We start from the raw sequence: 25538 nt of genomic DNA on the forward strand, positions 1-25538 counted from the left end.
GCCCTTGGGGGAGATGCTTCCTTGGATGAGCACCTTGAATGGCTTTGGAACGCCATTGCTCCGCACAGAGATTACTTTCGAGAGATCATTTCCCAGTCACCAAGTGCTGACATCGTGCTTGGGTGCTTTTCCGAAAGTCCATATCCTTACTTGACGGTGAAGAACGATTCGTTGCACCTCCTGATGGAGTTGGATTTTGGTGTCTCGTTTAACTTCACCTGCGTGTAGGCAGGGAGGCTGGCACTGGAGCCAACCGTTCAACAACAGCAATGCATGAAAAGACAAAGCCCTGGAACATCACTGCTCCAGGGCTTTCCTGTTCGGTACGCTGGCGGAATCTCGCGATTCCGCCACGCCACGCCTCAGCTATTGGGCGAGGGGCGAGTGCTGAATGGCTCAACGACCGCGCAAATTCCCCTTGTCATCGGCAATCACGATCTCCACGCGGCGGTTCATCGCGCGGCCTTCGGGTGAGGCATTGTCGGCCACGGGGTGGGCTTTGCCATAGCCGCGTGCGGTGATGCGGCTGCTGTCCACGCCGCGTTGCACCAGCGCGTCGCGCACGGCCTGGGCGCGGCGGTCTGACAGGTCCTGGTTGTAGCTGTCGCCACCGACGCTGTCGGTGTAGCCCTCGATCAGCAATTTGCGATCGGGAAACTGTTTGAGGAAGTTGGCCAGCTTATCCAGGCGCGGACCTGCCTGGGACGACAGCTCGGCCTTGTTGAACGCAAACAGCACATCGCCCAGGGTGACCAGCAGGCCGCGTTCGGTTTGCTGGGCTTCCAGTTCGCGCAGTTGCGCTTCGAGGGCACGCACGCGGTCTTGTGCGGCGTTGGCCTGGGCCATGGCGGCTGTGGCCTGGGCTTGCTGCTGGGCGGCGCGCTGCTCGGCGCTCATTGCCTGCTGCTGGGCTTGCTGGGCGCGCAAGCGGGCGGCATCCGCCTCCTGGGTGCGGGCTTGCAGGCGGATGCGGTCGGCTTCGCTGCCTGCTTGCTGGATGCTGGCATCAAGCTGGCGGGCGCGGGCCGCGTTGGTGGCGATCTCGGCGCGTTGGCGGGCCAAGTAGGCCAGATGGTTGGTCTCGGAGGTATCGCGGTCATCGGCCCACACGCGGTCGGCCTTGGCGAGCGCGTCGGTGGCTTGCTTGAGTTCGAGCTGCGCGTACTGATTGACGGCCGGGTCCCCGGCGGCGGTGCTTACTGCGGTGCGGGCCTCTTCCAGCGCGGGTGATGGGGTGGTGCTTGCGCATGCGGCCAGCAGGCCAACGGCAATCAGGCTGGTGCACAGGGCGGTAGTGCGGTGAAAAAAGGGATGCATGGTCAGGTGTTCCTTGAAATGGGGGGAGGGCAATCGCAGGGCCCCAACGGCGTTTTGGCGTGGGGCGAAGCCAGGCCGGGCGCAAGGGCCCAAATCCTTAGCGGGGCGATCGGCGGTTGATTTCTTCCTGCAGCGCGCGGATGCCGTCGTGCACCTGCGCCAGGTTGGCGGCATTGCTGGCGGCGTCGGCGCGGGTCTCGGCCACGCGAGCGTCCACTTCTGCTTCGGCAGCCAAGCGGCGCGCGGCGACATAGTCCTTCTCTGCCATGGCTTTCTCTGCCTGGATAAGCTTTTCGCGCGCTTGTTGCAACTGAACCGGTGCGCTGGTGGCAACGGCAGGTGCTGCGCCCACACGGTTGACGGTGGTGCGGGTGACAGCCATCTGCTCAGTGGGCGCAGGAGTGGAGGAACAGGCGGCGAGGGCGCCCAGTGCGAGGACCGCGGCGGCGGTACGGATCAGTGCGGATGAATGCATGGTGTTGTGGACTCCTCTGGAGGTTGTGGGATGTGCCGCACCGACGTATCGGGCGGGCAACCAGGGGTGTTCTGGTGTCGGTGCATTGTTGGGGTCCGCACGGCACAGGGGCGTAGGCCCGGCCTCTGTATTGCTGTGGGGTATGTCTTACGAACACTTGCAAATGACGTTCAAACCATTGGCGCAGCCGGCCCTGCCCGCCTGCCTGCGGGAACTCTGACTTTCCCAGGGCCTCGATCCATGACAGCGCGCGTCCGTTGCGCTTCGGGGCAGGTGTTTCGTCACCCTGTGCCTCCGTGGCCGACCCTGTGTCGGCCCCATGTCCACTGATCCCGTTCCGGCACCACGAAGAGGAGAGCCCCCACATGCAGCCAACCACCTTTCTCACATGGGTCCAGGAGACCACCTTTGCCGGCGTGCCCTTGTGGAGCCTGCTCATCGCCTTGGCGGCGACAGCGGCCACCTATGCCGCCATCCTGGTGCTTTTGCACCTGCTCACCCGCCGCGCCAAGGTGTGGGCCACGCAGTCGCACAGCGGCATGGCCCTGACGGTGGTGGATGTGCTGGAGGGCACCAGCCGCACGCTGATGCTGGTAGTGGCTCTGCTGGTGGGCGCCAGCCTGCTGGACCTGCCTGGCCGCTGGGAGAGCCGCCTGAGCCAGCTGTGGTTTGTGGCCGTGGCTTTGCAGATGGGCCTGTGGGGCATGCGCGCGATTGGCATTGGCGTGCGCCGCTATGTGGAGCGGCACTCGTCCAGTGGCATGACGCAGGTCAGTGCATCGGCCACGCTGATGTCCTGGGGGCTGCGCACGCTGCTGTGGAGCGTGGTCCTGCTGGCCATTCTGTCCAACGTGGGCGTGAACATCACAGCCTTCATCGCCAGCCTGGGCGTGGGCGGCATTGCGGTGGCGCTGGCGGTGCAGAACATCCTGGGCGACCTGTTTGCGTCACTTGCCATCGCGGTGGACAAGCCGTTCGAGGTGGGCGACTTCATCGTGGTGGGTGGCGTTTCGGGCACGGTGCAGGTGATTGGTCTCAAGACCACGCGCATCCGCAGCCTGCAGGGTGAGCAGATCGTGATGTCCAACACCGACCTGCTCAAGCAGACCATCAGCAACTTTCGCATGCTGGAGAGGCGGCGCATTGTGTTCACGTTTGGCGTGGCCTATGACACCACACCGGAGCAGGCCGAGGCCATTCCGGGCGTTGTGCGCAAGCTCATCGATGCGCAGCCGCAGCTGCGTTTTGACCGCGCGCATTTCAAGGCGTTTGGCGCCAGCTCGCTCGACTACGAAGTCGTCTACACCGTGGAAGACCCGGCCTTCAACCTCTACATGGACCTGCAGCAGGCCATCAACCTGGGGCTGCTGCGCGAGTTCAAGGCCATGGGGGTGGCGTTTGCAGTTCCCACGAGCACGGTGCACATTGCCAGTGCACCCGGGCAAGCGCAGGGGCCTGCGCCACTGGTGGCGGCATCCGCAGCGGCGGCTGTTGGTGGTGCCCGTTGAACGCCAGGCGTTCCCTACCCTCCAGGCGCGGACGGCGGGCAAAAAAAAGCCGGTGGCCTTTGCAGGCGACCGGCTTGAACAGGGTAGTTGCTACTAGCGCTTCTTCATCTTCAAAGGAAATACTGACCAAGACCCGCACAAACAGGGATGAATCCGCCGTTGCGTTCTGAGGACAAGCATGGCGCCTGATCCCCTTTTGCGCAAGTCGTACTTACTTGGATACCACGCGCACCATTTCCAGGCACTTGTTCGAGTAGCCCCATTCGTTGTCGTACCAGCTCACGACCTTCACGAAGGTGCCGTCCAGGGCAATGCCGGCGTCGGCATCAAAGATCGACGTGCGGGTGTCACCACGGAAGTCGGTGGCCACCACCTTGTCTTCGGTGTAGCCCAGCACGCCCTTCAGGGCGCCTTCGGACTGGGCCTTCATCTCGGCCTTGATTTCTTCGTAGGTGGCAGCCTTTTCCAGCTCCACCGTCAAGTCCACCACCGACACGTCAGAGGTGGGCACGCGGAAGGACATGCCGGTCAGCTTCTTGTTCAGCGCAGGGATCACCACGCCCACGGCCTTGGCAGCGCCGGTGCTCGAAGGGATGATGTTCTCCAGGATGCCGCGGCCGCCGCGCCAGTCCTTGTTGGACGGGCCGTCCACGGTCTTTTGTGTGGCAGTCGCTGCATGCACGGTGGTCATCAGGCCACGCTTGATGCCCCACTTGTCGTTGAGCACCTTGGCCACGGGGGCCAGGCAGTTGGTGGTGCACGAGGCGTTGGACACGATGGCCTGGCCAGCGTACGTGTTGTGGTTCACGCCAAACACGAACATGGGGGTGTCGTCCTTGGAAGGGGCCGACAGGATGACCTTCTTGGCGCCCGCATCGATGTGCTTTTGCGCGCTGACCTTGTCCAGGAACAGGCCGGTGGATTCGATCACCACGTCGGCGCCGACTTCGTTCCACTTCAGGTTGGCAGGGTCGCGCTCTTGCGTCAGGCGGATCTTCTTGCCGTTGACGACCAGGGTGTTGCCCTCCACCGAGACTTCGCCCTTGAAGCGGCCGTGCACCGAGTCGTACTGCAGCATGTACGCGAGGTACTCCGGCTCCAGCAGGTCGTTGATGCCCACAACTTCGATGTCGCTGAAGTTCTGGATGGCCGAGCGCAGCACGTTGCGGCCGATGCGGCCGAAACCGTTGATACCAATCTTGATCGTCATAGCTTGTAGTCTCTCCAAGGTTGCAAAGTCGAAATCAGGAATCTGCCAGTGCGCGCCCGCTGCAGCAGTGGGCGCGCAGCGGGCGGGAGGAGTCTCAGTGGGCCTTGGCCTTGCTGGCCTTCTTGGCGGGCTTCAGGCGTGCGGCGCCGATGGCGACCAGCACCGCGTCGGCCACGTTTTCTTCGGTGAAGCCGAAGTGCTTGAACAGCACGGGTGCAGGGGCCGACTCGCCGTAGGTGTCGATGCCCACCACAGCAGCGCAGCCGTATTTCCACCAGCCGTCCGTCACGCCCATTTCCACAGCCACGCGGGGCACGCCAGCGGGCAGCACGCTGCTCTTGTACTTGGCGTCTTCGCGGTCGAAGGTGGTGGTGCTGGGCATGGAGACCACACGCACGGCGATCTTCTTGTCGGCCAGCAGGCGCTGGGCCTTCAGGGCCAGCTGCACTTCGGAACCCGTGGCGATGATCACTGCCACGGCCTTCTTCTTGATGCCCACGTCAGCGGGGTCGGAGAGCACGTAGGCGCCGCGCGAGATGTCGCCCAGGTCGCGCTTGGGCGCGTAGGGCAGGTTCTGGCGCGACAGCAGCAGGGCGGTGGGCTTGTTGCGGTTGGACAGGGCCACGCTCCAGGCCACGGCGGTTTCGGCCGTGTCACCGGGGCGCCACACATCCAGGTTGGGGATCAGGCGCAGGCTGGCGGCGTGCTCGATGGACTGGTGGGTGGGGCCGTCTTCGCCCAGGCCGATGGAGTCGTGCGTGAACACGTGGATCACGCGTTGCTTCATCAGCGCGGCCATGCGGATGGCATTGCGGCTGTAGTCGCTGAAGGTCAGGAAAGTGCCGCCGTAGGGGATGAAACCGCCGTGCAGCGCGATGCCGTTCATGATGGCGGCCATGCCGAATTCGCGCACGCCGTAGTTGATGTGACGGCCACCGATCTTCTTGCCACCTTCGACCTCGGTCTGCACCACGTGGCCTTGCATGTCAAAGCGCAGGTTGGGCGTGCTCTTGGTGTTGGTGAGGTTGGAGCCCGTCAGGTCGGCGCTGCCGCCCAGCAGTTCGGGCAGCGCGGCGGTGAAGGCTTCCAGCGCCAGCTGGCTGGCCTTGCGGCTGGCCACGGTTTCGCCCTTGGTGTGGGCTGCGACCACGGTGTCCACGGCCACTTGCGCGAAGTTGGCGGGCAGGTTGCCCTCCATGCGGCGCGTGAGTTCAGCGGCCAGTTCAGGGAAGGCCTTGCTGTAGGCCGCAAAACGCTCGTTCCAGGCGGCTTCTGCACTCTGGCCCTTGGCCTTGGCGTCCCAGCCGGCGTACACGTCTTCGGGGATCACAAAAGGCTCGCTGGCCCAGCCCAGGGCTTCGCGGGTGAGCTTGATTTCCTCGGCGCCCAGCGGCTCGCCGTGGGCCTTGGCCGTGTTCACGCGGTTCGGGCTGCCCTTGCCGATGTGCGTCTTGCACACGATGAGGGTGGGGCGCTCGGTCTGCTTCTTGGCCTCGATGATGGCCTCGGCCACCTTGTCGGCGTCATGGCCGTCGATGGGGCCAATCACGTTCCAGCCGCTGGCCACAAAACGCAGGGGGGTGTTGTCGGCAAACCAGGGGGCGACCTGGCCGTCGATGCTGATGCCGTTGTCGTCGTACAGGGCGATCAGCTTGTTGAGCTTCCAGGCGCCGGCCAGCGACACGGCTTCGTGGCTGATGCCTTCCATCAGGCAGCCGTCGCCCAGGAATGCGTAGGTGTGGTGGTCCACCACGGCATGGCCTTCGCGGTTGAACTCCGAGGCCAGCAGCTTTTCAGCCAGTGCAAAGCCCACGGCGTTGGTGATGCCCTGCCCCAGCGGGCCGGTGGTGGTTTCCACGCCCGCGGTGTAGCCCACTTCGGGGTGTCCTGGCGTCTTGCTGTGCAGCTGGCGGAAGTTCTTGAGTTCGCCGATCGGCAGGTCGTAACCCGTGAGGTGCAGCAGTGCATACAGCAGCATGGAGCCATGGCCGTTGGAGAGCACAAACCGGTCGCGGTCAAACCACTGGGGGTTGGTGGGGTTGTGCTTGAGGTGGCGGCTCCACAGCGCCACGGCCATGTCGGCCATGCCCATGGGGGCGCCGGGGTGGCCGGAGTTGGCTTGTTGAACGGCGTCCATGGCCAATGCGCGGATCGCATTTGCCATCTGTTGGGATTGCTGGGTGTTGGCCATGGGGGGAGGGTTCAGGGTGGGTGATTCGGGGGAAACCCGGCATTTTACCGGGGCGGCTTTCGCCCACCTGAATTCGCAGGCTGCAAGCCGGAAGTCCGGTGGCAATGCACTACAGTGCGGGCCATGCAAGGACTGCACCTCACCGCCGATCTCCATGGCTGCCGCTGTGCCCCTGCCTGGCTGCTGGACGCCGCCGCCCTGGGCCGCGCCTGTACCGATGCGGTGCACGCCGCCGGGCTGCAGCCCGTGGGGCAGTTGTTTCATGAATTTCCGGCCACGGCGCATGGCCCTGGCGGGGTGACTGCTACTGTTTTGCTAGCAGAATCCCACCTGTGCGTGCACACTTGGCCCGAGCAGCGCGCGGTGACGCTGGATGTATATGTGTGCAACTTTGGTGCCGACCATTCGGGCAAGGCACGGGCGCTGATGGACGCGCTGCTGGCCCTGTTCGACCCCACCACGGTGGAGCGCCACGCGCTGCAACGGGGTGCTGTGAACGAGGTGGCAGCATGAGTTCTAGTGCCGCCTCCCATCACCAGGTACCCGCATTGCTCCTGGCCGCAGGCCGTGGCGAGCGCATGCGCCCGCTGACCGACACCACCCCCAAGCCCCTGCTGCAGGTGCAGGGCCAGCCGCTGCTGCAGTGGCACCTGGCGGCGCTGCAGGAGGCGGGTGTGGAGCAGGTGGTGATCAACACCGCGTGGCTGGGGGCGCAGATCAGCGATCAATTTTCAGGTGTTTTTGGCCTTCGGCGCTTGATGGATAAGCGCAGGCAGCTATCAATTTCATACTCACACGAAGGTGTGGACTTTGGCGGCGCACTGGAAACCGCCGGCGGCATCGCCCGCGCGTTGCCCCAGCTTGGCCCCGTGTTCTGGCTGGCGGCGGGCGATGTGTTTGCGCCCGACTTCGTGTTCGACAGCGCCGCCGTGTCGGCCTTTGAAGCCAGCCACCACCTGGCCCACCTGTGGCTGGTGCCCAACCCGGCCCACAACCCGCGCGGTGACTTTGGCCTGTCGGCCGACGGGCTGGCGCTGAACCTACCCGCCGACGACCCCGCGCCCCGCTACACCTACAGCACCATCGCCCTGCTGCGCGCCGAGCTGTTCGCGGCGCCCTGGTGCGACATTCCGCCGGGCAACCCAGGGGGCATCAAAGCCCCGCTGGCACCGCTGCTTCGCCGTGCGATGGACAATGGTCGCGTCAGCGCGCAGCTCTACACCGGCCGCTGGACCGATGTGGGCACGCCAGAGCGGCTGGCCGAACTCAATTCCTATTCTCACGACGCGCCATGAACACCACCGTGCCTGCCTCCGTCTATGCCCAGCGCCGCGCGCACCTGGCTGCCCAGCTGGGCCCTGGGGGCATCGCCATCATCCCCACGGCGTTGGAGCGCCCGCGCAACCGGGATAGCGACTTTTTGTTTCGCCACGACAGCTACTTCTATTACCTGACCGGTTTCACCGAGCCGGGTGCCTGTCTGGTGCTGGCCCACGATGGCCGCAGCACGCTGTTTTGCCAGCCCAAGGACCTGGAGCGCGAAATCTGGGATGGCTACCGCCTCGGCCCGGCCGCTGCGCCCGCCGCGTTGGGCGTGGACGCCGCGCATTCGATGGCCGAACTGGACAGCAAGCTGCCGCGCCTGCTCGAAAACACGGGCTGCGTCTGGTACCCGTTCGCCACGCACAGCGGTCTGGCCGCCCGCGTGGAGGGCTGGCTCAATGTGGTGCGGGGGCGCGTGCGCTACGGCGCCATCTGTCCCGCCGAGCAGAACGATTTGTGCACTTTGCTTGATGAGATGCGCCTGTTCAAGGACGCGCACGAGCAGGACATCATGCGCCGCGCCAGCGCCATCAGCGCGCAGGCCCACATCCGCGCCATGCAGCGCTCGGCCCGCATGCTGCGCGCCGGGGAGGATGTGCGCGAATACCACCTCGATGCCGAGCTGCTGCATGCGTTCCGCGACGCGGGCTCGCAGTACCCGGCCTACAGCTCCATCGTGGCGGCGGGCGCGAATGCCTGCGTGCTGCACTATCGGGCCGATACCGCACCGGTGCGTGATGGCGAGCTGGTGCTGATCGACGCGGGTTGCGAGCTGGACAGCTACGCCAGCGACATCACGCGCACCTTCCCCGCCAACGGAAAATTCACGGGCCCACAGCGTGCGCTGTACGACCTGGTGCTGGCCAGCCAGGACGCGGCCGTGGCTGCCACCAAGGCGGGTGCCCGCTTCAACGACCCGCACGACGCCACGGTGGCCGTGCTGGCGCAGGGCATGCTGGACCTGGGCCTGCTCGACAAGAACAAGGTGGGGTCGGCGCAGGACGTGATCGACAAGCGTGCCTACTTCCAGTTCTACATGCACCGCACCAGTCACTGGCTGGGCATGGACGTGCATGACTGCGGCAGCTATGTGGAGCCCGGCGAAGTCGGCCAGGTGAGCGAGCGCAAGGACCCGCTCTCGGGCGAGACCATCACCAACCGCCCCAGCCGTGTGCTGCGCCCGGGCATGGTTCTGACCATCGAGCCCGGCATCTATGTGCGCCCCGCCGATGGCGTGCCTGAGCAGTTCCACAACATCGGCATCCGCATTGAAGACGATGCCATCGTCACGGACACGGGCTGCGAGCTGATCACGCGTGGCGTGCCCGTGAAGGCCGACGAGATCGAAGCGCTGATGCGCGCCTGAGCGTGGGCAAACCCATGGCCTTGGACAACGCTGTGTTGGCGGAATCGGCGGGTGCCCAGGGGCAACCCGCGAAGTGGCGACTGGGCGGTGCGCTGTGGTTGTTGGGCATGCCTGGCGTAGTCGCGGTGGTGTGGGCGCTGCTCCCGCCCTTGAGGGCCAACGAGGCCCTGCTGCCGTTGCCGCTCTGGGCTGTGGTGCTACTCAGCGGGCTGCAAACGGCCGTGCTGCTGGCGCTGGCCGTGGCATTAGGTGCGTGGCTGGCGCCCCGCGTGGGCCTGCAGACGCCCGCTGTGTCTTCCTGGCTGGCCGGCAGGCCCATCGGCCCCGCGCTGCGTGCCCAGTCCCTGCCCGGCGTGTTGGGCGGTGTGGCGGGTGCTGCGTGGCTGTGGGCGCTGTCCCAGGTGGCGCCCGCCGCGTTGCAACCGTCGGACCCCGCCAGTGCCATGCCGCTGCTGGTCAAGCTGCTGTATGGCGGCATCACCGAAGAATTGTTGGTGCGCTGGGGCGTGATGACCCTGCTGTTGTGGCTGGGCTGGCGGGTGTGGCAGCGCGGGCAGGGCCAGCCGGGCAGGGTGCTTGTGGCTGTGGCGGTGCTGCTCAGTGCCCTGCTGTTTGCACTGGGGCATCTGCCTGCTGCCCAGGCGCTGGCCGGGGTGTTGACCTGGCCCGTCGTGGTGTTCGTGCTGGTGGGCAATACGGCCTTTGGCCTGGTGGCGGGCTGGCTCTATGCGCGCCACGGGTTGGAGGCGGCGATCCTCGCGCATGTGCTGGCGCACCTGTTGTCGTATCCATTGCTCTGACGACAACTCTGAGCCTGCGGTCGGATGCATGGGGTAACTCGCATGTAACCGCTTCGTGTGAGAATTGAAACTCGATTACATCCACCAGACAAACGAGAGAAAGAGACAAACCCATGCCTACCCGCCGCGCCACCAAGATTGTTGCCACCCTGGGCCCCGCATCCAGCGACCCGGCACTGCTGGAGGCCATGATCCGAGCGGGGGTGAATGTGGTGCGGCTGAACTTCAGCCACGGCAAGGCGCAGGACCATATCGACCGCGCTGCCACCGTGCGTGCCGCCGCGCAGCGCGCAGGCCGCGAAGTGGCCATCATGGCCGACCTGCAGGGCCCGAAGATCCGCGTGGGCAAGTTTGCCGAAGGCAAGGTGCAGCTGGAGTCGGGCGCCAAGTTTGTGCTCGATGCATCGCGTACCGAGCTGGGTGACATCGAAGGCGTGGGCCTGGACTACAAGGAGCTGCCGCGCGACGTGAAGGCGGGCGACCTGCTGCTGCTCAATGACGGGCTGATCGTGCTCACCGTCGATGCGGTGCGGGGCGAAGAGGTGCACACCACGGTCAAGGTGGGCGGCGAGCTGTCCAACAACAAGGGCATCAACAAGAAGGGCGGGGGCCTCACGGCACCGGCCCTCACGGCCAAGGACATGGAAGACATCCGCACGGCGATGAGCTTCCAGGCCGACTATGTGGCGGTGAGCTTTCCCAAGAACGCGACCGACATGGAAATGGCGCGCCAGCTGTGCAATGTGGCCGCGTCCGAGTACCGTCACAAGCCGGGCCTGATCGCCAAGATCGAGCGGGCCGAGGCCATCCCGCACCTGGAAGCCATCCTGCGCGTGAGCGACGGCATCATGGTGGCGCGCGGCGACCTGGCCGTGGAAGTGGGCAACGCGGCCGTGCCTGCGCTGCAAAAGAAGATGATCCGCATGGCGCGCGAGCTGGACAAGGTCGTCATCACCGCCACGCAGATGATGGAAAGCATGATCACCAACCCCGTGCCCACGCGCGCTGAGGTGAGTGATGTGGCCAATGCCGTGCTGGATGGCACCGATGCCGTGATGCTGAGCGCCGAGACGGCCGCGGGCCGCTACCCGCTCGAAACCGTGGAAGAAATGGCCACCATCTGCGCTGCGGCCGAGGCGGCGGAGGACCATCAGTTGGACGCCGACTTCACCGGCCAGACCTTTGGCCGGATCGACCAGTCCATCGCCATGGGCGCGCTGTTCACGGCCCACCACCTGGGTGCCAAGGCCATCGTGGCCATGACCGACAGCGGTGCCACGGCCCTGTGGATGAGCCGACACAGCATCCGCATCCCTATCTACGCACTCACCCCCAAGGTGGCCACGCAGCGCAAGATGGCCATGTACCGCAACGTGCGTCCCCTGCTCATGGACACCAGTGCAGACCGCGATACGGCCCTGGAGCAGGCCGAGCGCCATCTCAAGAACCGCAATATCGTGCAAAAGGGCGACGTCTACGCCATCACCTGTGGCGAGCCCATGGGGGCGCCGGGCGGGACCAATATGCTGAAGATCTGCGTGGCGAGCTGAAAAGCCAGGCGCTGAGCAATCAGCTGGCGGCCCGGGGTGGATCGTCGGCCGCTGTGGCGGCTGTGGAGAGGGCGGCCAGGCGTGGGCGCAGGGCCGAAGCGCCCAGGTCGCACAGCCAACCCACCGTCCAGCACAGCCACCCTGTCCACAGGGTGTGGCTCATGAAGTGTGCGCCCCGCGCCTGCTGGGCACCGCCCAGAACCAAGCCTGCCAGCAGTGCGCCTGCCAGCCACCATCGCGCGGCAGCAGGTGCTTTGTGGCGCAGCGCGAAGTAGCCCCCCACAAAAGCAAAGCCCGCTGAGGCATGGCCCGCCGGGAAGCACCGCCCGCCGCCGCCGTCGATCACCCCCAGCGCCCAATGGGAGGCATAGCGCGCCACGCCACCGAACTCCGCCAGGTCCCAGGGGCAGCTGGTGGTGCTCAGGTTCTTGACCACGCTCACCGCCGCAAGTGCCAGCAGGGCACTGAGGGCCATCTGCAGCCGCTCGCCCGCATCCAGGCGCCGCAGCACGCCCCGGGGCCACCACACCCCCAGCGTGAGCAGCAGCACCAGCAGCCACCCCAGTCGGCGGCCGCCTTCATGGAGCACCTGCACGAAGAACCATTGTTCCCGCAGCGGGAACCCCGTGGCAGAGCCAAACGCCTGGGCCAGGGGGATGTCCTGTCCCCCGGCGTCCCAGGCCACCACGGCGGCCAGGATACCCAGCGTCCAAAGGAGCAAAGTACGGTGGTGGGCGGCAAAACGACGGGGCTGGGAAGGCGGGGACAACATCCCACGGACCATAGGGTGCCCCACTTAACACTGTCTTAATGACCCTCCGCAGGGTGCACCGCGCGGCGACAATGGCTGCATGCGAATACTCGTGGTCGAAGACGATGCCGGCATTGCCGCAGGCCTGCGTACCAACCTCCAGCAGCGTGGCTATGCGGTGGATGTGTGCGATGGCGTAGCCAGTGCCTGGGGTGCGCTGCGCGTGGAGCGTTTTGATGCCGTGTTGCTGGACCTGGGGCTGGCCGATGGCGACGGCGGCGAGCTGCTCAGGCGGTTGCGCCTCAGCCCGGCGCCTGGGGCCGGGGCTCCGCAGATGTTGCCCGATCCCTCCACTCCCGTGCTGATCGTCACCGCCCGTGACCAGGTGCATCAACGCATTGCGGGGCTGGACCAGGGGGCGGATGACTATCTGGCCAAGCCCTTCGACATCGATGAACTGGATGCACGCTTGCGCGCCCTGTTGCGCCGGGCCGCCGGCCGGGCGTCTCCCACCCTCCGCTACACAGACATCGAGATGGACCCTGCGGCGCGAACCGTCCACCAGGGCGGCAAGCTGGTAGAGATGTCGCCCCGGGAGTTTTCGGTGCTGCTGGTGCTGCTGGAGGCCCGGGGGCGTGTGCTCTCGCGCCAGCAGATCGAAGAGCGCCTGTACAGCTGGGATGCCGCCATTGAGAGCAACGCGGTGGAGGTCCATATCCACCACCTGCGCCGCAAACTGGGCAGTGCGTGCATCCAGACCATGCGGGGCGTGGGCTATTTCATGCCCCAGGAGCCTTCGGCATGAGCGCCTCTGCAGCGACTCCTGTCGCGCGCGCCCGCCGGCCGTCGCTGACGCGCCAGCTGCTGTTGTGGTGCCTCGGGGCGCTGGCACTGGTGTGGGGAAGTTTCGTGTTCATTGGCTACCAGACAGGGGTGCACGAGGCGGATGAACTGACCGACGGGCACCTGGCCAGTGTGGCTGCCCTGCTGCTGAACCTGCGCGCGACCGAGGCCACCGAAGGGCCGCAGGTCACGCAGCGCGCGGCCACACCCTGGCTCAAGTCGCACGACTACCAGCAGTCCCTCAGCGTGGTCCAGTGGGACGCGCAGGGTCGCATGCTCCATCACAGCGGTACGGCGCCGGCACCTGCCTTCGGTGATGTCGAGGGATTCGCCAACATGGCGCTGGGGCCGGACGAGGCGGTATGGCGCAGCTTTTCGCAGTGGGATGCCGCGCGGGCGCGCAAGATCATGGTGCTGCTGGAGTTGCGCGAGCGCGACGAGCTTGCCCAGGACATTGCCGAGCAGATGATCGAGCCTGGCCTCTGGTTGCTTCCCGTCGTGTCGCTCGCCCTGGGCCTGGCCCTGTGGCGGGGCTTGCGGCCGCTGTATGCCTTGTCGGCAGACGTCGCGGCACTCGACCCTGCCAGCGCGCCACGCCTGGCCTCGCGCCATGCCTGGAGCGAGTTCGAGTCGGTGGTCGCGTCCATCAACACCCTGCTGGACCGTCAGCAGGCCGCGCTGGTGCGCGAACGCAGGTTGGCCAACGAAGTCGCGCACGAATTGCGCACGCCCCTGTCATCCATTGCCCTGCAGGCCAGTGCCTTGGGCGGAGAGCTGGATTCCGCCGCACGGGCGCAGGCCATTGCCCGCATTGGCCAGGACGCCCTGCGGGCCGGCCATGTGCTCAACCAGCTGCTGGCCCTGGCGCGCGCCAGCCGGGCGGAACTGCACGAGGCCAAGGCGCCGGTGGACCTCTGTGCCGTGGCCCGCCAAGTGTGTGTTGACTATGCGCAGGCTGCCTGGCAGCGGGGGGATGACATCGCCCTGTCGGCGCCACCGGAGCTTTGGGTGTCTGGGCACGTGTTGCTGCTGGACATCGCGGCGCGCAATTTGGTGGAAAACGCGCTCAAGCACACGCCGGAGGGCACGCACATCGCGGTGCAGGTGGGGGCTACTGAGGGAGCGGGTGTATGGCTGCAGGTGTGTGATGACGGTGCCAGGCGCCATGGCGACCTGCCCGCCACTGCGGGTGCGAGAAGTCCCACTGACAGCCTGCACCTGGGCCACGAAATCCTGCGGCGGGTGGCAGACATCCATGGCGGTAATTTCGGTCCAGCACCTGCCGCCCAGCCCTTTACCACCTGTTTTCGGTTGGATTTGCCCCCTTCGGCGGTCACGCCCCCCGGTTAAAATCGCGAGTTACCAAGCGGTTACCACCGCAATGACCGGCTTACAGCGCCTTCTCCAACCCTCAACGGACCCTACGACCATGCCCCTCGTTTCGATGCGCGAACTGCTCGACCATGCCGCAGCCAACAGCTATGGCATCCCTGCCTTCAACGTCAACAACCTGGAGCAGGTCCAGGCCGTGATGGCCGCCGCCGACGAAGTGGGCGCCCCGGTCATCCTGCAGGCCAGCGCCGGAGCACGCAAGTACGCTGGCGAGCCTTTCATCAAGCACCTGATCCAGGCCGCCGTCGAAGCCTTCCCGCACATCCCGCTGGTGATGCACCAGGACCACGGAACCTCGCCCAAGATTTGCCAGGGCGCCATCGACCTGGGCTTTGGCTCGGTGATGATGGATGGCTCGCTGATGGAAGACGGCAAGACGCCCTCGTCGTTCGACTACAACGTCGAAGTGACCCGCAAGGTGGTCGACATGGCACACAAGGTGGGGGTTACCGTTGAAGGCGAACTCGGCTGCCTGGGGAACCTCGAAACCGGTGAAGCCGGCGAGGAAGACGGTATTGGCGCCGATGTGAAGCTCGACCACAGCCAGATGCTCACCGACCCCGAAGAGGCCGCCGTGTTCGTGAAGGCCACGCAACTGGACGCCCTGGCGATTGCCATTGGCACCAGCCACGGCGCCTACAAGTTCAGCCGCAAGCCCACGGGCGACATCCTGGCCATCAGCCGCGTCAAGGAAATCCACCAGCGCATTCCCAACACCCACCTGGTGATGCATGGTTCGTCGTCGGTGCCTGCCGAGCTGCTGGCCATCATCAACCAGTACGGCGGCAAGATGAAGGAAACCTACGGCGTGCCGGTCGAGGAGATCCAGGAAGCCATCAAGCACGGCGTGCGCAAGATCAACATCGACACCGACATCCGCCTGGCCATGACCGGCGCGGTGCGCAAGTTCCTGTTTGAAAACCCCGACAAGTTCGACGCGCGCGAGTGGCTCAAGCCTGCACGCGAAGCCGCCAAGCAGGTCTGCAAGCAGCGTTACCTGGAATTCGGCTGCGAAGGCCAGGGCAGCAAGATCAAGGGGCTGAGCCTTCAGGCTGTGGCGGCCCAGTACGCGGCGGGTACGCTGGCCCAAGTGGTGAACTGACCGTTGGCACAAGGCCCTGCAGGGCCGCCCGATCGGCCTGGCTGCGTTGCGCAGCCAGGCTTTTTTTTGCCCCGATACGAGATGGACTGGGGAGTTCCCCCTACATCAGACAAAGGCGACAGCGGCAAGATTTTCTTCATGTAAGCTCGCGGTCAGCTTGCCCACCGGCAGCGCCGTAAGAAGTGTCCGATACCAGGGCGCTTTCAACACATTTCTCACCAGTTACACCGAGCTGGTTGTTGCATGGCAGAAGCCGTCGATGGACGGACTCGGGTGCCGTGGGATGATTGAAGGCGAATTCGTATGAACCTTTCTCTATGACTCTGACTATTTCGAAGTTTCGGCGCTTGTTGCCTGTATTTGCCGTGGCGGTGCTGACGGTGGCGTGTGCGCCCCTGACCGTTCCTCCAAAGGCCGAATATCCAGTCGGGCGCGCCCGTCTGGTGTTGCCGCCAGGGGCGTGGCAAGACCTGGGTACCTCCGATGAAGCCATTGCGGGCCCCGGAGGCCGTACCTCGCTGCAAACCCGTGACGTGGGGCTGCGTGGTGCGAAAGGTGAATGGCTGGCTGCGCTGCGTGTGCAGACCAACCGCACGGGCGACTTGCGGGGGTCTCCGCAAGGGGGGGGGTACTGTCCGGCGCAACAGGACGTCATCGTGAAGGATCCCGCCGATGGCAGCCCTGTGCGGGCCGATTGCCTGCGCTTCAAGCTTTGGGCGAGCAGCCCCAAGTGGCTCGAAAAGAACCGGCCCGATCTTGTCCAATGGATGGCCAGCCGCCAGATCGCGCTGAACGCCCCCTATGCGCATGTGGGCTACCGCTACGTCACCGAAGCGGGTGTCTGGGTGGTGGTGGATGCCCTGGTGGACCAGCGGCTGATCAGCGTCCGGCCGCGCAACAACGAAGAGTTCCTGGTCGCAGGCCTGCCCTTCCAGCAATGGGCCCATGACCTGGCCCAGGCTGTGCGCCTGAGCGCCGGCATGGTGGACGGCCACCTGGCCATTCCGCCTTTCCCGTTTGCCGAAGCCGCATCCCGGAAATGAGCGGTGCAAACAGATAACAAAACAACAAAACTACAAGACAACACAAGAGAGGGAGATTCACCATGGGCGTGATCCTGCAAATCCTGGGGCTCATCATCACTTTCACGATGGCGATGGAAGCTCTGCGCCGTTTTGGCATTGACGTAGGCTGGCTCAATCCGCTGGCCTTTTTCCGCCGCCGTGCCTGGTCCAGGAAGGTCACAACGCCGCCGCTCTACACGCTGGAGCACCCTGTGGATGTGGTGGCTGTGATGGCGTTGGCCATGGTGCAGGCGACTGGCGCCGTGACCGTGGAGCAGAAAGAGGGCGTTCTGGCCCTGCTTCGCCAACATCTGGGTCTGGGCGATTCCGATGCGAACAACCTCTGGGTTGCCAGTTCCCACATGCTGCGCAACCGCCCGTTGGCACCCAGCGAAGTGCCTGCTGTGCTGGAGCGCAGCTTAGAAAAATTCACCGATTACCACGTGCTGACCCTGCGTTCCGTGATGCAGGGCGCAGCGCTGATCGTGCCTCCAGCCAGCGCAGAGCAGCAGCAGCTCCTGGATGCCGTGGAGGCCTGCTTTGCCAAGAAGCAGGCCGCCGCACGCCCCTGGGCGGGCTGACGCAGCGGCAGACACGCCGGCCCCAACGATTCCACAACTTCGAGGAGACCTCCCATGCAGACCAGCCCCGTCCCGCAGCCGCAGCGTATCGGCGTGCCCAGGGAAATCTTCCCCGGCGAAAAGCGTGTGGCCACCGTGCCCGATGTGGTGGAGAAGCTGATCAAGCTGGGTTTTGCGGTCACTGTGGAGTCGGGGGCTGGGGACGCCGCCAACTTCAGCGATGACGCCTACCGCGCCGCCGGGGCCCAGATCGTGGGCGGCGCTGCCGCGCTGTGGGCAGCATCAGACATCGTCTTCAAGGTGCGCCCGCCCAGCAGCGACGAAGTGGTGCTGATGCGTGAGGGCACGACGCTCATTGATTTCATCTGGCCCGCCCAGAACCCCGAGCTGATGCAGCAGCTCGCGGCCCGCAAGGCCACGGTGCTGGCCATCGACTGCCTGCCGCGCACGCTCTCGCGCGCCCAGAAGATGGACGCGCTGACCTCCACGGCTGGCGTCTCCGGCTACCGCGCCGTCATCGAGGCGGCCAATGCCTTCGGCCGCTTTTTCAACGGCCAGATCACCGCCGCGGGCAAGGTGCCGCCGGCCAAGGTGTTCATCGCAGGCGCGGGCGTGGCGGGGCTTGCCGCCATCGGCACGGCTGCCAACCTGGGCGCCATCGTGCGCGCCAACGACACGCGTGCCGAAGTGGCTGACCAGGTCAAGTCGCTGGGCGGTGAGTTCGTCAAGGTGGATTACGAGGAAGAAGGCTCGGGCGGCGGCGGCTACGCCAAGGTCATGAGCGAGGGTTTCCAGGCCGCGCAGCGCAAGATGTACGCGGAGCAAGCCAAGGATGCCGACATCATCATCACCACCGCGCTGATTCCGGGCAAACCCGCGCCCAAGCTCATCACGGCCGAGATGGTGCAGAGCATGAAGCCCGGCAGCGTGATCGTGGACATGGCCGCCGAGCAGGGTGGTAACTGCGAGCTGACCGTGCCTGGCCAGGCTGTGGTGCGCCACGGCGTGACCATCGTCGGCTACACCGATCTGGCCTCGCGCCTGGCCAAGCAGTCGTCCACGCTGTATGCCACCAACCTGCTGCGCTTGGCTGAAGAGCTGTGCAAGGCCAAGGACGGCGTGGCCGTGGTCAACATGGAGGACGACGCGATCCGCGGCCTCACTGTGGTCAAGGATGGCGCGATCACCTGGCCCGCCCCACCGCTCAAGCAGGCCCCTGTGCCGGCACCCAAGGCCGCGGCAGCTCCTGTGGCTGCCAAAAAATCCAGCCATGGTCCGGGCGCACCGATGTCTGCCAAGACGCTGACCATCGTTTTTGCCGTGCTGGCCGTGCTGTTCTGGGCCATCGGTGCCTATGCGCCCGTGGCCTTCCTGGGCCACTTCACGGTGTTCGTGCTGGCTTGCTTCATCGGCTACATGGTGGTGTGGAATGTCACGCCCGCGCTGCACACGCCGTTGATGAGCGTGACCAACGCGATCTCCAGCATCATCGCCATCGGTGCGCTGGTGCAGATTGCACCGCCCGATGCGGGCATCAACGGGCGCCCGGATGGGCTCATCCTCTGGCTGGCCTTTGCCGCGCTGGTACTCACGGCTGTCAACATGTTCGGTGGCTTTGCTGTCACGCGCCGCATGCTGGCCATGTTCCGCAAGTAACTCCATCACAACAAGAACACAAGGAGCACAGAACATGTCCCAAAGTCTCGCCACCGTTGCCTACCTGGGTGCGGCCATTTTGTTCATCCTGAGCCTGGGCGGGCTCTCCAACCCCGAAACCTCGCGCCGGGGCAACCTGTTCGGCATGGTCGGCATGGCGCTGGCCGTGCTGGCCACGGTGTTCGGCCCCCGTGTCAGTCCTGCGGGCGTGGCCTGGATCGTCGGCGCGCTGGTCATCGGCGGTGGCATTGGCCTGTATGCGGCCAAGGTCGTCAAGATGACCCAGATGCCCGAGCTGGTCGCCCTCATGCACAGCCTGGTGGGCCTTGCGGCCTGCCTGGTGGGTTTTGCGAGTTACGTCGATACCTCGATCCAGCTGCAGGGCGCCGAGAAGATCATTCATGAGGTGGAGATCTATGTCGGCATCCTGATCGGCGCGGTCACGTTCAGCGGATCGCTGATCGCCTTCGGCAAGCTCAACGGCAAGATCGGTGGCAAGCCGCTGTTGCTGCCTGGCCGCCACTGGATGAATCTGGCTGCGCTGCTGATCGTGATCTGGTTTGGCCGCGAGTTCCTGCGCGCCGAGACCATTGAACAAGGCATGGTGCCGCTGATGGTGATGACGGCGATCGCGCTGCTGTTCGGCATCCACATGGTGATGGCCATCGGCGGTGCTGACATGCCGGTGGTGGTGTCCATGCTCAACAGCTACTCGGGCTGGGCAGCGGCGGCCACGGGTTTCATGCTGTCCAACGACCTGCTCATCGTCACGGGCGCGCTGGTGGGCTCTTCTGGTGCCATCCTGTCGTACATCATGTGCAACGCGATGAACCGCAACTTCATCAGCGTGATCGCGGGCGGCTTCGGGTCGGGCGCTGGCACACCAGCCAAAAAGGGCGAGGCAACCGAGCCGCAAGGCGAGGCCGTGCCCGTCAGCTCCGCCGAGACGGCCGAGCTGCTGCGCGATGCCAAAAGCGTCATCATCGTGCCCGGCTACGGCATGGCCGTGGCCCAGGCCCAGCACACGGTGTACGAGATCACCAAGACCCTGCGCGAGAAGGGCGTGGATGTGCGCTTTGCCATCCACCCGGTGGCGGGTCGCATGCCCGGCCACATGAACGTGCTGCTGGCCGAGGCCAAGGTGCCCTACGACATCGTGATGGAGATGGACGAGATCAACGAGGACTTCCCCAATGCTGACGTGGCCATGGTCATCGGCGCCAACGACATCGTGAATCCCAGCGCTCTGGATGATCCGACCAGCCCCATCGCAGGCATGCCCGTGCTCGAAGTGTGGAAGGCCAAGACCTCGATCGTGATGAAGCGCTCCATGGCGTCGGGCTACGCGGGGGTGGACAACCCCCTGTTCTACAAGGACAACAACCGCATGCTGTTTGGCGACGCCAAGAAAATGCTCGACGAAGTTCTTTCCGCGCTCAAGGGGTGACGGGCATAATTTCACCGCGAAAAAGCACGATCGTGCTGGAAATCCCAGGGCGGTCTTCACGGCATCAATAAAACTTATCAGGAGACAAAAAATGACGAATCGCCCCTGGCTGGCTGCCTATCCGCAAGGCGTCCCTGCAGACATCGACACCACGCAATACCCATCGCTCGTGGCCCTCATGGACGAGGCGTTTACCAAGTACGCGGGCCGCGTGGCCTACAGCTTCATGGGCAAGGAAGTGACCTATGCCCAGACAGACTCGCTCTCCAGCGCGTTTGCGGCCTATCTGCAGGGCCTGGGCCTGGTCAAGGGCGACCGCGTGGCCATCATGATGCCCAACGTGCCGCAGTACCCCGTGACGGTGGCGGCCATCCTGCGTGCGGGCTTCGTGGTGGTCAACGTGAACCCGCTGTACACCCCGCGCGAGCTGGAGCACCAGCTCAAGGATTCGGGCGCCAAGGCCATCGTCATCATCGAAAACTTCGCCACCACGCTGCAAAGCTGCATTGCAAACACGCCCGTCAAGCACGTGGTGCTGTGCGCCATGGGCGACCAGCTGGGCCTGCTCAAGGGAGCATTGGTCAACTACGTGGTGCGCAACGTCAAGAAGATGGTGCCCACCTACAACCTGCCGGGCGCCGTGCGTTTCAATGACGCGGTGGCCCAGGGCACGCGCGGCACGCTCAAGAAGCCCGACATCAAGCCCGACGACATCGCGCTGCTGCAATACACCGGCGGCACCACGGGTGTGAGCAAGGGCGCGGTGCTGCTGCACCGCAACGTGATCGCCAACGTGCTGCAGTCCGAGGCGTGGAACGACCCCGTGATGAAGAAGGTGCCGGCGGGCGAGCAGCCCACCAGCATCTGTGCGCTGCCGCTGTACCACATCTTCGCGTTCACCGTGAACATGATGCTGAGCATGCGCACCGGCGGCAAGACCATCCTGATCCCCAACCCGCGTGACCTGCCTGCCGTGCTCAAGGAGCTGTCCAAGCACACCTTCCACAGCTTCCCGGCCGTGAACACGCTGTTCAACGGCCTGGCCAACCACCCCGACTTCAACACCGTCAACTGGAAGAACCTCAAGGTCTCGGTGGGCGGCGGCATGGCCGTGCAGGGCGCCGTGGCCAAGCTCTGGCTGGAGAAGACTGGCTGCCCCATCTGCGAGGGCTATGGCCTGTCGGAGACCAGCCCCTCGGTCAGCTGCAACCCCGTGACCGCCAAGGAGTTCACGGGCACCATTGGCGTGCCGCTCCCCGGCACCCTGATGAAGCTGATCGACGACGACGGCCGCGACGTGACCGCCCTCGGCCAGCCCGGTGAAATCGCGATCAAGGGCCCGCAGGTGATGGCGGGCTACTGGCAGCGCCCCGATGAAACCGCCAAGGTCATGACCGACGACGGCTTCTTCAAGTCCGGCGACATCGGCGTCATGGATGAGCGCGGCTTCTTCAAGATCGTGGACCGCAAGAAGGACATGGTGCTGGTCAGCGGCTTCAATGTCTATCCCAACGAGGTCGAAGAAGTCGTAGCCAACTGCCCCGGCGTGCTCGAATGCGCCGTGGTGGGCGTCCCGGACGAGAAGACCGGTGAAGCCGTCAAGCTCGTGATCGTCAAGAAAGACCCCGCGCTTACCGAAGCGCAGGTCAAGGAGTTCTGCCGCGCAGAACTCACGGGCTACAAGCAGCCCAAGGTCATCGAGTTCCGCACCGAGTTGCCCAAGACCCCCGTAGGCAAGATCCTGCGCCGCGAGCTGCGCGATAAGAAGTGAGCATCCCCCCGAGCGGCTTCGCCGCTCCCCCTTCTCTCGCCGCGCTGCGCGCAGCGGGAAGGGGGGCGACGCCAGCGCACGCAAGCGAAGCACCGCCCAAGCGGCTTGGCGGCCCTTGCGCGGCGTCCGCTGGTCTGGAGCGCGCCGGTTTTAACCCTTAGTTGCCCATGACCACCGCCATCCTCAGCGCCTTGCCCGAAGAGCAAAGCTCGCTGGTCCAGCACCTGTTGCACCCCCAGCGCCTGATGCATGCGGGCCGCGCCTTTTGGCTGGGCGAGCTGCACGGCCGCGCCGTGGTGCTGGCGCTGTCGGGCATCGGCAAGGTGGCGGCTGCCACCACGGCCACGGCGCTCATCGAGCGTTTCGGCGTGGCGCGCATCGTCTTCACCGGGGTGGCGGGCGGCGTGGGCGATGGCGTGAACGTGGGCGACGTGGTGGTGGCGCAGGACTACCTCCAGCACGACATGGACGCCTCGCCCCTGTTCCCGCGCTGGGAAGTGCCCGGCTACGCGCGCAGCCGCCTGGCCTGTGACGGCGTGCTGTCTGCTCTGCTTTTGGAAGCTGCTTACGCTTGTGTATCAGGCGCCAGCGGCCAATTTGGCTTGAGAACTGGTGCAACAGATGCGTTGGAAGGCGTCTTGCACCGCACCCACCACGGCCTGGTGGCCAGCGGGGACCGATTTGTCTCTGCCGCCGATGAGTCCCACCGCCTGCGCAACACCTTGCGCGACGCCGGCCACGACGTGCTGGCCGTTGAGATGGAAGGCGCCGCCGTGGCCCAGGTGTGCTATGACTACAGCATCCCATTCGCCGCCGTGCGCACCATCTCCGACCGCGCCGATGACACCGCCCACGTGGACTTTCCCCTCTTCGTGCAGATCGTGGCCAGCCGCTACGCCGAGCACATCATGCTGGCGTTTCTTCAAAAACTATAAAATTGATAGCTACTCGCGCTTGTTGAATAAGCGCTAGGGGCTATTTTTATTGGATGTTTTCATGCGTGGCCGTAGATCATCGGTCGCCGCGCCGTGAAACTGGCGCTCCCCCATGCCAGCGCCACCGTGGATCCGGCTTTGCCGGTCCACCGGTGGCGTCCCCCCTCGGGGGGGAAGGCGCGCAGCGCTACAGGGGGGCTACTTCAACCAGCCGCGCTTGCGGAAGTACCACATGGGCCCCACCGCGCTGGCGATCATCAGCAGGATACCGTAGGCATACCCGTAGCTCCACTCCAGCTCGGGCATGAACTTGAAGTTCATGCCGTACACGCTGGCGATCAGCGTGGGGGGCAGCAGCGCCACGCTGGCCACCGAGAAGATCTTGATGATCTTGTTCTGGTTGATGTTGATGAAACCGACCGTGGCGTCCATCAGGAAGTTGATCTTGTCGAACAAAAACGCCGTGTGGTTGTCCAGCGATTCGATATCGCGCAGGATCTGGCGGGCTTCCTCGAACTGCTCGGAGTTGAGCATCTTGCTGCGCATCATGAAGCTCACCGCACGGCGGGTGTCCATCACGTTGCGGCGGATGCGTCCGTTCAAGTCTTCCTGGCGGGCAATGGCGCCCAGCACCTCGCCAGCAAGGGCATCGGTCACGTCGCCGGCCAGCACCTGCTTGCTCACCTTTTCCAGCTCGTCGTAGATGTTCTCGAGCGTGTCGGCCGAATACTCGGCGTCGGCGTCGAACAGCTTGAGCAGCACTTCCTTGGCGTCTTCGATGAGGCCTGGTGCGCGGCGTGCGCGCATGCGCAGCAGGCGGAACACCGGCACGTCTTCGTCGTGGATGGAGAACAGCACGCCCCGGCTCTTGAGGTTGGCGTTGTGCTGGTTCAGGATGAAAGCCACCCGCACCGAGCGCGGGTCTTCATCGTCGTCGATCAAAAAGTCGCTGCGAATGTGCAGCTCGCCGTTGTCTTCTTCGTAGAAGCGGGCGGATTCCTCGATGTCTTCGTCCATCGCATCCTCGGGGATGGACAGGCCGTAGTGCTGCTTGATCCAGCGTTTTTCTTCGAGGGTGGGGGCTTCCAGGTCCACCCAGATTGGCTGGAAGCGGGTCAGTTCTTCCAGGGATTCGATTTCTTCCTGGAACAGCCGGCCATTGGCGAGCGTGAAGATGTTGAGCATGGGCTCACTCCCTTGTTGTGTGGCATCTGCGGTGTGGGGGATCGGGTGCTTTCAACCCCACAGCAGGCAGGCCGGGGAGCTGAAAGCTACCAACTCGGGTAGGTTTCCAAGGAGCTTTCTCCGTAAAAAATGGACAGGCGGCGGATTATGGCACTGCAGCTGCAGCGGGTCCTAAGAGGCCGTCGGACTTGGAAATCGCCGGCTGCAAATCGACCGCAGCGGTCCGATTTTCGCTGATCGGCGCTCCAAGTCCGACAGCCTCCTAGCAAAAGCCCGCGCCCGCGGTGGTCAGCGGGATGTGGCCTGGCGCACGATGGCCAGGGCCCGGCACAGGTCGGCCCAGGCAGCGGCCTTGACGTCTTGCGAGCGCAAAAGAAACGCCGGGTCGTAGGTCACCACGGCCGGGCAACCCGCCAGCTGGTGCGGGCCTGCGCGCAGGCGGCCCAGCGGCTCGGTGCGACCCAGCGCCGCCCGCGCTGCCACATGGCCCAGCACCAGGACCAGGGCGGGTTGCAGCGCCGCCACGGCGTCGGCCAGCGCTGCGGGGATGTTGTGGTCACCACCGGGTTCCGCGCCGGAGGCCGTGCGCTCCAGTGCCGCCAGGAACACGCGCGGGTGCTTGTTCAGCTGCATGGCGCGCAGCATGTTGTCCAGCAATCGGCCCGCATCGCCACCCAGCGGCTCGCCCAGTGTAAGGCTTTCGGTCACGATCAGCCAGCCCGCACCCAGCCCGGTCGGGGTCTGCGCCGGGTCTGCGGTGGGGTACAGCGCCTGGGGCGCATGCAGCCGCAAGGTTGGGGTAGCCAGGGCTGCGCCTGTGCTCTCTGCCGCAGGTGCGGACACTCGCGGGGGCGTTGGCTGGGGCGCGCGTGCAGCCGGTAGGCTTGCCGCGGCGGGTGGCGGGGTGGGGGTGGACACCACGCGGGTTGCTGGGGCGGGTGCGGCCATGGCGGGGGCGGGCGCCGGGGCTGCCGTGCGGGCTGCTGGTGCCTCCTGTGGCCCCCACACGGTGACCCCCATTTCTTGCAGCATGGCGCGCTGCCGCGCATCGAGGTGAAGACTCATGGGAAA

22 protein-coding genes are annotated in these 25538 nt (G+C 65.3%); 15 read left to right on the plus strand and 7 right to left on the minus strand.

All coding sequences use genetic code 11. From position 1 onward, the window contains the following. Nucleotides 1-396: 396 nt before the first annotated feature. Together ASE39_RS13155 and ASE39_RS13160 are read right to left on the minus strand one after the other, a co-directional pair. Nucleotides 397-1317, minus strand: a complete 921-nt coding sequence (locus ASE39_RS13155; RefSeq protein ID WP_057227362.1) for an OmpA family protein — start codon at nucleotides 1315-1317, stop codon at nucleotides 397-399. A gap of 97 nt (nucleotides 1318-1414) precedes the next feature. Next, a complete protein-coding gene (locus ASE39_RS13160; RefSeq protein ID WP_057271397.1) occupies nucleotides 1415-1792 on the minus strand; it encodes a DUF4398 domain-containing protein in 378 nt (125 codons plus the stop codon). 365 nt (nucleotides 1793-2157) lie between these two features. On the opposite strand from ASE39_RS13160, the gene ASE39_RS13165 reads away from it, so the two are divergent. Then, complete coding sequence (locus ASE39_RS13165; protein ID WP_057227360.1) at nucleotides 2158-3300, plus strand: mechanosensitive ion channel family protein; 1143 nt, start codon at nucleotides 2158-2160, stop codon at nucleotides 3298-3300. A 211-nt stretch (nucleotides 3301-3511) separates the two neighbouring features. Here ASE39_RS13165 and gap read toward each other — a convergent pair whose 3' ends face one another. Both gap and tkt read right to left on the minus strand, forming a co-directional pair. After that, nucleotides 3512-4510 carry a type I glyceraldehyde-3-phosphate dehydrogenase gene (gene gap / locus ASE39_RS13170; protein ID WP_057271398.1) on the minus strand — a complete coding sequence of 333 codons (999 nt, stop codon included), beginning with the start codon at nucleotides 4508-4510 and terminating at the stop codon, nucleotides 3512-3514. 94 nt (nucleotides 4511-4604) lie between these two features. Next, nucleotides 4605-6701: a transketolase gene (tkt, locus tag ASE39_RS13175; protein WP_057271399.1), complete on the minus strand. Its 2097-nt coding sequence runs from the start codon at nucleotides 6699-6701 to the stop codon at nucleotides 4605-4607. 123 nt (nucleotides 6702-6824) lie between these two features. Here tkt and ASE39_RS13180 point away from each other — a divergent pair, with 123 nt between their 5' ends. From ASE39_RS13180 to pyk, 5 genes are all read left to right on the plus strand, one after another. Continuing rightward, nucleotides 6825-7214, plus strand: coding sequence for an S-adenosylmethionine decarboxylase (locus tag ASE39_RS13180; protein WP_057271400.1), 390 nt, complete (start codon nucleotides 6825-6827; stop codon nucleotides 7212-7214). Beyond that, complete coding sequence (locus tag ASE39_RS13185; protein ID WP_057271401.1) at nucleotides 7211-7996, plus strand: nucleotidyltransferase family protein; 786 nt, start codon at nucleotides 7211-7213, stop codon at nucleotides 7994-7996. The genes ASE39_RS13180 and ASE39_RS13185 overlap by 4 nt, the downstream gene beginning before the upstream one ends. After that, nucleotides 7993-9390 carry an aminopeptidase P N-terminal domain-containing protein gene (locus ASE39_RS13190; RefSeq protein ID WP_057271402.1) on the plus strand — a complete coding sequence of 466 codons (1398 nt, stop codon included), beginning with the start codon at nucleotides 7993-7995 and terminating at the stop codon, nucleotides 9388-9390. The genes ASE39_RS13185 and ASE39_RS13190 overlap by 4 nt, the downstream gene beginning before the upstream one ends. 14 nt (nucleotides 9391-9404) lie before the next feature. After that, nucleotides 9405-10190, plus strand: coding sequence for a CPBP family intramembrane glutamic endopeptidase (locus ASE39_RS13195; RefSeq protein ID WP_057271486.1), 786 nt, complete (start codon nucleotides 9405-9407; stop codon nucleotides 10188-10190). Between the two features lie 113 nt (nucleotides 10191-10303). Then, nucleotides 10304-11740, plus strand: a complete 1437-nt coding sequence (pyk, locus tag ASE39_RS13200) for a pyruvate kinase (RefSeq protein ID WP_010464296.1) — start codon at nucleotides 10304-10306, stop codon at nucleotides 11738-11740. 19 nt (nucleotides 11741-11759) lie between these two features. On the opposite strand, the gene ASE39_RS13205 is transcribed toward pyk, so the two are convergent. Further along, nucleotides 11760-12512 carry a phosphatase PAP2 family protein gene (locus ASE39_RS13205; RefSeq protein WP_057271403.1) on the minus strand — a complete coding sequence of 251 codons (753 nt, stop codon included), beginning with the start codon at nucleotides 12510-12512 and terminating at the stop codon, nucleotides 11760-11762. 79 nt (nucleotides 12513-12591) lie between these two features. Between ASE39_RS13205 and ASE39_RS13210 the strand changes: the two genes are divergently transcribed. The 9 genes from ASE39_RS13210 to ASE39_RS13250 all read left to right on the plus strand — a co-directional run bounded on the left by ASE39_RS13210 (nucleotide 12592) and on the right by ASE39_RS13250 (nucleotide 23282). Further along, nucleotides 12592-13296 carry a response regulator transcription factor gene (locus ASE39_RS13210; RefSeq protein WP_029414129.1) on the plus strand — a complete coding sequence of 235 codons (705 nt, stop codon included), beginning with the start codon at nucleotides 12592-12594 and terminating at the stop codon, nucleotides 13294-13296. Continuing rightward, entirely contained in the window at nucleotides 13293-14684 is a 1392-nt protein-coding gene (locus ASE39_RS13215; protein WP_010464289.1) for a two-component sensor histidine kinase, read from the plus strand. The genes ASE39_RS13210 and ASE39_RS13215 overlap by 4 nt, the downstream gene beginning before the upstream one ends. A 79-nt stretch (nucleotides 14685-14763) precedes the next feature. Continuing rightward, nucleotides 14764-15828: a class II fructose-bisphosphate aldolase gene (gene fba / locus ASE39_RS13220; protein ID WP_057227339.1), complete on the plus strand. Its 1065-nt coding sequence runs from the start codon at nucleotides 14764-14766 to the stop codon at nucleotides 15826-15828. Nucleotides 15829-16145: 317 nt separating this feature from the next. Next, nucleotides 16146-16871, plus strand: a complete 726-nt coding sequence (locus ASE39_RS13225; protein WP_057271404.1) for a hypothetical protein — start codon at nucleotides 16146-16148, stop codon at nucleotides 16869-16871. A 62-nt stretch (nucleotides 16872-16933) separates the two neighbouring features. After that, nucleotides 16934-17473, plus strand: a complete 540-nt coding sequence (locus ASE39_RS13230) for a hypothetical protein (protein WP_057227335.1) — start codon at nucleotides 16934-16936, stop codon at nucleotides 17471-17473. Nucleotides 17474-17527: 54 nt separating this feature from the next. Then, nucleotides 17528-19129 (plus strand): Re/Si-specific NAD(P)(+) transhydrogenase subunit alpha, encoded by a 1602-nt coding sequence (locus tag ASE39_RS13235; RefSeq protein ID WP_057227333.1) that lies wholly within the window; start codon nucleotides 17528-17530, stop codon nucleotides 19127-19129. A 34-nt stretch (nucleotides 19130-19163) separates the two neighbouring features. Next, nucleotides 19164-20576, plus strand: coding sequence for a Re/Si-specific NAD(P)(+) transhydrogenase subunit beta (gene pntB / locus ASE39_RS13240; RefSeq protein WP_010464279.1), 1413 nt, complete (start codon nucleotides 19164-19166; stop codon nucleotides 20574-20576). A 91-nt stretch (nucleotides 20577-20667) separates the two neighbouring features. Continuing rightward, nucleotides 20668-22347 carry a long-chain-fatty-acid--CoA ligase gene (locus tag ASE39_RS13245; protein ID WP_057227331.1) on the plus strand — a complete coding sequence of 560 codons (1680 nt, stop codon included), beginning with the start codon at nucleotides 20668-20670 and terminating at the stop codon, nucleotides 22345-22347. 167 nt (nucleotides 22348-22514) lie between these two features. Further along, entirely contained in the window at nucleotides 22515-23282 is a 768-nt protein-coding gene (locus ASE39_RS13250; protein ID WP_057271405.1) for a 5'-methylthioadenosine/adenosylhomocysteine nucleosidase, read from the plus strand. A gap of 198 nt (nucleotides 23283-23480) precedes the next feature. Here ASE39_RS13250 and corA read toward each other — a convergent pair whose 3' ends face one another. Both corA and ASE39_RS13260 read right to left on the minus strand, forming a co-directional pair. After that, entirely contained in the window at nucleotides 23481-24467 is a 987-nt protein-coding gene (corA, locus tag ASE39_RS13255) for a magnesium/cobalt transporter CorA (protein ID WP_010464274.1), read from the minus strand. Between the two features lie 288 nt (nucleotides 24468-24755). After that, nucleotides 24756-25532, minus strand: coding sequence for a uracil-DNA glycosylase family protein (locus ASE39_RS13260; protein WP_057271406.1), 777 nt, complete (start codon nucleotides 25530-25532; stop codon nucleotides 24756-24758). Nucleotides 25533-25538: the final 6 nt, after the last annotated feature.

It is taken from the genome of Acidovorax sp. Root267, assembly GCF_001429215.1.
GTDB classification, from domain to species: domain Bacteria; phylum Pseudomonadota; class Gammaproteobacteria; order Burkholderiales; family Burkholderiaceae_C; genus Acidovorax; species Acidovorax radicis.

Excerpts from the sequence above, each read along its gene's own strand:
- ASE39_RS13155 (WP_057227362.1), bottom strand. The coding sequence starts at position 1,317 with ATGCATCCCTTTTTTCACCGCACTACCGCCCTGTGCACCAGCCTGATT.
- ASE39_RS13160 (WP_057271397.1), bottom strand. The coding sequence starts at position 1,792 with ATGCATTCATCCGCACTGATCCGTACCGCCGCCGCGGTCCTCGCACTG.
- ASE39_RS13165 (WP_057227360.1), top strand. The coding sequence starts at position 2,158 with ATGCAGCCAACCACCTTTCTCACATGGGTCCAGGAGACCACCTTTGCC.
- gap (WP_057271398.1), bottom strand. The coding sequence starts at position 4,510 with ATGACGATCAAGATTGGTATCAACGGTTTCGGCCGCATCGGCCGCAAC.
- tkt (WP_057271399.1), bottom strand. The coding sequence starts at position 6,701 with ATGGCCAACACCCAGCAATCCCAACAGATGGCAAATGCGATCCGCGCA.
- ASE39_RS13180 (WP_057271400.1), top strand. The coding sequence starts at position 6,825 with ATGCAAGGACTGCACCTCACCGCCGATCTCCATGGCTGCCGCTGTGCC.
- ASE39_RS13185 (WP_057271401.1), top strand. The coding sequence starts at position 7,211 with ATGAGTTCTAGTGCCGCCTCCCATCACCAGGTACCCGCATTGCTCCTG.
- ASE39_RS13190 (WP_057271402.1), top strand. The coding sequence starts at position 7,993 with ATGAACACCACCGTGCCTGCCTCCGTCTATGCCCAGCGCCGCGCGCAC.
- ASE39_RS13195 (WP_057271486.1), top strand. The coding sequence starts at position 9,405 with ATGGCCTTGGACAACGCTGTGTTGGCGGAATCGGCGGGTGCCCAGGGG.
- pyk (WP_010464296.1), top strand. The coding sequence starts at position 10,304 with ATGCCTACCCGCCGCGCCACCAAGATTGTTGCCACCCTGGGCCCCGCA.
- ASE39_RS13205 (WP_057271403.1), bottom strand. The coding sequence starts at position 12,512 with ATGTTGTCCCCGCCTTCCCAGCCCCGTCGTTTTGCCGCCCACCACCGT.
- ASE39_RS13210 (WP_029414129.1), top strand. The coding sequence starts at position 12,592 with ATGCGAATACTCGTGGTCGAAGACGATGCCGGCATTGCCGCAGGCCTG.
- ASE39_RS13215 (WP_010464289.1), top strand. The coding sequence starts at position 13,293 with ATGAGCGCCTCTGCAGCGACTCCTGTCGCGCGCGCCCGCCGGCCGTCG.
- fba (WP_057227339.1), top strand. The coding sequence starts at position 14,764 with ATGCCCCTCGTTTCGATGCGCGAACTGCTCGACCATGCCGCAGCCAAC.
- ASE39_RS13225 (WP_057271404.1), top strand. The coding sequence starts at position 16,146 with ATGACTCTGACTATTTCGAAGTTTCGGCGCTTGTTGCCTGTATTTGCC.
- ASE39_RS13230 (WP_057227335.1), top strand. The coding sequence starts at position 16,934 with ATGGGCGTGATCCTGCAAATCCTGGGGCTCATCATCACTTTCACGATG.
- ASE39_RS13235 (WP_057227333.1), top strand. The coding sequence starts at position 17,528 with ATGCAGACCAGCCCCGTCCCGCAGCCGCAGCGTATCGGCGTGCCCAGG.
- pntB (WP_010464279.1), top strand. The coding sequence starts at position 19,164 with ATGTCCCAAAGTCTCGCCACCGTTGCCTACCTGGGTGCGGCCATTTTG.
- ASE39_RS13245 (WP_057227331.1), top strand. The coding sequence starts at position 20,668 with ATGACGAATCGCCCCTGGCTGGCTGCCTATCCGCAAGGCGTCCCTGCA.
- ASE39_RS13250 (WP_057271405.1), top strand. The coding sequence starts at position 22,515 with ATGACCACCGCCATCCTCAGCGCCTTGCCCGAAGAGCAAAGCTCGCTG.
- corA (WP_010464274.1), bottom strand. The coding sequence starts at position 24,467 with ATGCTCAACATCTTCACGCTCGCCAATGGCCGGCTGTTCCAGGAAGAA.
- ASE39_RS13260 (WP_057271406.1), bottom strand. The coding sequence starts at position 25,532 with ATGAGTCTTCACCTCGATGCGCGGCAGCGCGCCATGCTGCAAGAAATG.